Origin of the sequence: Promicromonospora kroppenstedtii DSM 19349 (genome assembly GCF_000515355.1) — a bacterium.
GTDB lineage: Bacteria > Actinomycetota > Actinomycetes > Actinomycetales > Cellulomonadaceae > Promicromonospora > Promicromonospora kroppenstedtii.
In genome coordinates this window covers 11,463-17,405 of record NZ_KI911756.1, presented here as the reverse complement: position 1 = coordinate 17,405, position 5,943 = coordinate 11,463, and the positions used below count along the sequence as shown (strand labels likewise).

Annotated in this window: 5 protein-coding genes; 2 read left to right on the top strand and 3 right to left on the bottom strand. The window is 72.5% G+C overall.

Annotation, left to right across the window (positions count from 1 at the left end; all coding sequences use genetic code 11):
• The 3 genes from PROKR_RS26300 to PROKR_RS26290 form a co-directional block, all read right to left on the bottom strand.
• Positions 1 to 704, bottom strand: a 704-nt coding sequence (locus PROKR_RS26300) for an MOSC domain-containing protein (RefSeq protein WP_211240255.1), incomplete at its 3' end; no start/stop codon positions are given.
• An 86-nt stretch (positions 705 to 790) separates the two neighbouring features.
• Positions 791 to 1,975: a metallophosphoesterase family protein gene (locus PROKR_RS26295; protein WP_036969672.1), complete on the bottom strand. Its 1,185-nt coding sequence runs from the start codon at positions 1,973 to 1,975 to the stop codon at positions 791 to 793.
• Positions 1,976 to 2,050: 75 nt separating this feature from the next.
• Entirely contained in the window at positions 2,051 to 3,472 is a 1,422-nt protein-coding gene (locus PROKR_RS26290; protein WP_036969670.1) for an amino acid permease, read from the bottom strand.
• A 40-nt stretch (positions 3,473 to 3,512) separates the two neighbouring features.
• Here PROKR_RS26290 and PROKR_RS26285 point away from each other — a divergent pair, with 40 nt between their 5' ends.
• A complete protein-coding gene (locus PROKR_RS26285; protein WP_245605975.1) occupies positions 3,513 to 4,877 on the top strand; it encodes an NAD(P)/FAD-dependent oxidoreductase in 1,365 nt (454 codons plus the stop codon).
• Positions 4,878 to 4,925: 48 nt separating this feature from the next.
• Positions 4,926 to 5,943: arsenate-mycothiol transferase ArsC (locus tag PROKR_RS31070; RefSeq protein WP_051433388.1), on the top strand; the 1,018-nt coding region annotated here is incomplete at its 3' end.

The following is a 5,943-nucleotide window of genomic DNA, read 5'->3' as shown; positions in this document are numbered from 1 at the left end:
GCGCGGCTCGCGGCCTGCTCGCTGCGGCGGTGCATGTCGACGCTGAGCCGGAGCTCACCCGCGGCATGCGCGTTCAGCAGCCGCTTCGCGAGCTCCTCCAGGCTCTCGGCCACGGACGCGTACGGCTTGCCGAAACCGGCGGCGTCCCGCGCCGCGCGCGCCAGGCCGTACTGCGCGCCGAACCAGTCCGCGACAGTGACGCCGTGCAGCGGGTGGTGCACCACCTCGACGGCGTCCCCCGCGCCGAGGTCGCCGTTCTCGACCACGCGCAGGTACGCACCCGTGCGGTTGGCCTGCGTGAACCGGCGCACCCAGCGCTGCTCGCCGAGCCGGCGGCCGAAGGTCTGGCAGGGCGTGCGGGGCTGCGTGACCTCCAGCAGGGCCGTGCCGATCCGCCAGTGCTCACCGATCACGGCGCCGTTCACGTCCAGGCCGCTGACCCGCAGGTTCTCGCCGAACAGCCCCGGCGTGATCTCGCGGTCCAGCTCGGCGCCCCAGTAGTCGGCGTCCTCCTGGGCGTAGGCGTAGACCGCCTGGTCGAGGCCGCCGTGGCTGGCGCGGTCGGCCTGCACGTCCGCGTACAGGCCGTAGGGCCGCACCTTGACCCGCCCCTCCACGGGACGCTTGTCGATCGCCGTGACGCCCACGGTGCCGGGATCAGGATGCAGGACGTGCACGCGACAGACCGCGAGGAGCTCAGCCATGCCGTCATTTTCTCATCCGGGGAGCACCCCTCCGACGTGTCAGACGTACAGGTCACCTGGGTGACCTGTACGTCTGACACGTGCGGCTACTTGCCCCGGGGCAGCGGGAGCGGCTCGATCCACTGGTCGTCAGCGGTGAGGTCGATCCCGAACTCGCCGGCGAACCGCATCCGGGTGCCCGCCAGGACGCCGTCGACCGACTCGTCGAGGTCGTAGACGCGCGCACCGCGCAGCCGGTTGCGCTCGGCGCCGCCCAGGCCGTACGTGCCGAACCCGGTGTTGCCCGCGTACCCGAGCAGCACGCCGTAGTAGTCGCCCGAGTAGGTGTTCACGTGGTCGTGGCCGCAGAACACCCCGCGGACGTCGCCCCGGTGCTGGATCGCCGAGAACATGCCCGAGTTGAACGGCCCGGGGCACTCGTCCTCGTTGCGCTCGCCGTCGATGCGGTGGCGTGCCCTGCCGCGCTCGTGGTCGGCGTCGGTGCGCCCGTCCACCGAGCCGAACCACATGAACCGGTACTCCCACAACGGGATGTGGATGAACATCAGGGCCGGCACCACGTACCCGGCCTTGCGCTCGATCTGCACCGACGTGTCGTAGTACCACTTGACCTGGTCCATGCGCAGCCAGTCCCAGTGGGGGTAGCCGTCGAAGTCCTGGCCGGACAGGGTCTCGGGCGCGTACCGGCCCGAGTCGAGCAGCCACAGGTTGAACGCGGGGCGGCCGTTCGTGCCCTCGATCAGCAGGTACGAGTTGCCCTGCCCGGTGACGCCGCGCGCCGTCGGACCGTTCACGTTGTAGCGGTAGGAGCGGTAGAAGGCCAGCATGTCGGCCTCGTCCAGGCCGCTGTTCGGCGTCGAGTCCTCGTCGTGGTTGCCGAAGGTGATGGCCCACGGGACGGCCCGCTCCTCCATCGGCTGCACCACGTTGTTCATGGCCTGGCGCATCTCCAGCGGGGTGTCGCAGCCGCCGGTGATGTTGTCGCCGTTGAGGATCACGACGTCGGGCCGCTCGTCGTCGAGCACCGCGCGCATGAGCTCGAGCGTGCGACGGTCGATCTTCTCGTCGTCCTGGGTGTCGTTGAACTGGACGACCTTGAACTTGCCGTCGCGCCCGAACCGCAGCCCTCGCTGCGGGTGCCGGGCCAGCTCCACGGCCTCGGCCGGGGCCGCGCCGGTGACGGCCGCCGTGGTCGCGACGCCCGCCGCGCCGAGGCTGCTCAGGGACAGGAATGTCCGGCGGTCGACGCCGCCGGTGGTCTGCTCGGTCATGCCGACGACGATCGAGGTCCCCGCTGGCGACCGCCCGACCGGCGGATGGACCCCCGATGACGGTCTGCTGAACGACTACCGCCGGCCGGTCGCCGCCGGCACGGCCGGGACGCGGCGCAGCGCCCGCGCGACCACGTAGACCAGCATGATCACCACGACCAGGCCCGCTGTCGCGGCGATCTGCGGCCGGGCGGCGGCGTCGGACAGCATGAGGCCGACCACCACGACGAGCGCCACGAGCGTCGCCCACGAGAGCCACGGGTAGCCCCAGGCGCGCAGGCGCAGGGTCTCGCCGCGCTCGGCCGCGGCGGCCTCCAGGCGCGGACGCAGGCGGAGCTGCGAGACCACCACGAGGATCCAGACCACCAGCAGCGCCGAACCCACGGCGTTGAGCAGCACCCCGAGCAAGGACTCGGGCAGCAGGTAGTTGAGCAGCACGGCGACGACGCCGAAGAACACCGAGACCAGCACAGCGACCCACGGGACGTCGCGGCGGGAGACCCGGGTCGCGAGCGCCGGGGCGTCACCGCGGCCGCCGAGCGAGAACAGCATGCGGGACGTCGCGTACACGTTGGCGTTGAACGCGCTCAGCAGCGCGAGCACCACGACGACCTCCATGAGCCGGGCGGCGCCGTCGAACCCGGCCATCTGGAGCACGGAGACGAACGGCGACTCCAGGCGGGCGGCGTCGGTCCACGGGATGAGGGCGACCATGATCGCGACCGAGCCCACGTAGAAGAACAGGATGCGCCACAGGATGGTGCGGGTCGCGCTCGCGACGGCCGACTGCGGGTCGCGCGCCTCGGCGGCCGCGATGGTGACGATCTCGATGCCGCCGAACGCGAAGACGACGGTGAGCAGGCCGGCGGCGATGCCGGGCAGGCCCGCCGGGGCGAACCCGCCGTACTGCGCCCACTTCCCCAGGACGCTGCCGGTCACGGGCACCACGCCGACGACGATCAGCACGCCGAGCACGAGGAAGCCGACGATCGCGAGCACCTTGACGGTGGCGAACCAGAACTCGGCCTCGCCGAACTGGCGCACGCCCACGAGGTTGATCGCGCCGAACACGGCGACGACGGCGGCCGCGACCGCCCACTGCGGCACGGCGGGCCACCAGCCGTGCACGATCCCGGCGACACCCGTCACCTCGACGCCGAGCACCATGACGATGGTGAACCAGTACAGCCAGCCCAGCAGGAACCCGGCCCAGCGCCCGAGCGCCGCCTCCGCGTAGACGGAGAACGAGCCGCTCGACGGGAGCGCGGAGGCCATCTCGGCGAGCATCCGCATGACCAGCACGACGATCGCACCCGCGATGGCGTAGCTGACCAGGACGGCGGGACCCGCGGCGGCGATGCCGAGGCCCGAGCCGAGGAACAGTCCGGCGCCGATCGCGGAGCCGAGGCCCATCATGGTCAGGTGGCGGGTGCGCAGGCCGTGGGCCAGCCGCTCGGGGCGGCCGGCGGGGTCGGTCTGGTGTTCGGTGGTGCTCACGACCGACCACGGTAACCCGGGCGGTGAGAGACTCGTGATCGTGACCGATTCTGCACACACCCCCGTGCAAGCACCCGAGGACGACGAGGACTACGGCCTCGAGAAGACCATGAGCGAGCACCCCGAGCCGCTGCCGCACGTGGTGGTGGTCGGCGGCGGGTTCGCCGGGATGGCGACGGTCCGGGCCCTCAAGGACGCGCCCGTGCGGATCACGCTGATCGACCGCCGCGTCTACAACACGTTCCAGCCGCTGCTGTACCAGGTGGCGACCGGCGGCCTGAACCCGGGCGACGTCACCTACTTCCTGCGCGGCCTGCGGCTCAAGCAGAAGAACGTGCACGTGGTGCACGAGCACCTGGTGGAGGCCGACCACGCCGCGAAGAAGATCCGCCTGCTGAACGACCACTGGATCAGCTACGACTACCTGGTCGTCACGGCGGGCGTCACGGCGAACTTCTTCGGGACGCCGGGCGCCAAGGAGCACTCGTTCCCGATGTACACGCGGTCGCAGGCGATGCGGATCCGCGACAACCTCTTCATCCGCCTGGAGAAGGCCGCGAAGTCGAAGCGGGCCGACGACGGGCTGCGCGTCGTCGTCGTGGGCGGCGGCGCCACCGGGGTAGAGGTCGCGGGTGCGCTCGCCGAGCTGCGCACCGCCGGCCTCGCGCCCGCCTACCCGGAGATCCACGGCGACGCGTTCGAGGTCAAGGTGGTGCAGCGCGGCGGCGAGATCCTCAAGTCGTTCGCGCCCAAGCTGCGCGCCTACGCGACCCAGGAGCTGCGGCACCGCGGGGTCTCGCTGCACCTGGGGGCCGGGGTGGCGGCCGTCGAGCGCGAGGCCGTGGTGCTCACCGACGGGACCCGCATCCACGCCGACCTGACCGTCTGGTCCGCCGGGGTGCGCGTGCACGACGAGGTGGCCGAGTGGGGCCTGCCGCAGGACGACAGCGGCCGCATCCGGATCGGCGACGACATGCAGGTCGAGGGCCTGCCGGGCGTCTTCGCCGCGGGCGACATCGCGATCTCGCCGGCCGACCTGCCCCAGCTCGCGCAGCCCGCGATCCAGGGCGGCCTCGTCGCGGGCCGCAACATCCGCGCCCTGATCGACGGCGAGCCCCTGCAGGACCTCCACTACGTCGACAAGGGCACGATGGCCGTGATCGGCAGACGCGCCGCGATCGCCGAGATCAACCTGCCCGGGGGCCGGCCGCTGCGGATCACGAAGGGCCTGGCGTGGATCGTGTGGCTGTTCGTGCACATCATGTCGCTGATCGGCCCCCGCAACCGGGTCACCACGCTGGCGGGCCTGGTCACGCGGTACGGGTTCCCGTTCCACCGGCGGCCGGTCCCGATCGTGGGTGATGTTCCCACCGTGCGGCCGCCGAGGTCCAGGACGGCGGGGTAGCCTCGCTCCTGGCACTCGGCCACACCGCCGTAGGCCAGGGAGAGACCGATGACCCCGGACGAGCTGCGCTCCGCACAACGACTCACGATGGCGAACCCCGAGCGGCTGCGGCTGCTGGCGCGCCTGCTCACGCACCCCGCGGGCCGCTCCACCGCCGCCGGGCTCGTGCCGGACGGCGCGGACGGCAGGCCCGCCGACTTCGTGACCGAAGCGCTCGCCGTCGCCGGCGTGGAGCAGGACCTCGAGGCGCTGGTCTCGGTCGGGCTGGTCGCCGTCGTCGGGCCGGTCGCGTCGGACGCGGCGCAGTACCGCGTCTCCTCGCGCGGGATCGCACGGTACGGCACGACGGCGCTCGCCGCCCCGCGGTTCCTCGACGAGCCGGCGCTCGACGTGCGCGACCACGAGGCGCTGCTCGACCGGCTGGTCGACACCCTTGCCGCCACGTTCGCCGCCAACGCGGGTGCCGGGACCGTGGACCGTCTCGTCCGGGAGTGCTACGCCGCGCTGGTCGAGCAGGTGCGGTCGTCCGCCCAGCTGCCCGCTCTGACCGCCTGGCTCGCGACCGACCGGCTGGCCGCCATGACCGAGGTGACGCACGGCTCGCCGCGCGACGTGCTGTTCGTCTGCGTGCACAACACCGGCCGGTCCCAGATCGCCGCCGCCGTGACCCGCCGGCTCGCGGGCGACCGTATCCGGGTGCGCACCGCGGGCACACGCCCGGTCTCGGAGCCCGACCCGATGACCGAGACCGTCCTGGCGCGGCGCGGGCTCGACGGGCTCATCGAGTTCCCGCGCGAGCTCACCGACGACATCGTGCGCACCTCCGGCGTGATCGTGACCATGGGCTGCGGCGACACCTGTCCCGTGTTCCCGGGACGCCGCTACCTCGACTGGCCGCTGGACGACCCCGCAGGCCGGCCCATCGAGGAGGTCGAGCGGATCGTCGACGACGTCACCGTGCGGGTGCGGGCACTCATCGCCGAGATCGACGCCGCGGACGATCCGGCCCACGCGGCGCTGCCGGAGCTGCCCGTGGGGTCGGCCGTGCCCGGCCTGCCGGTGGCGG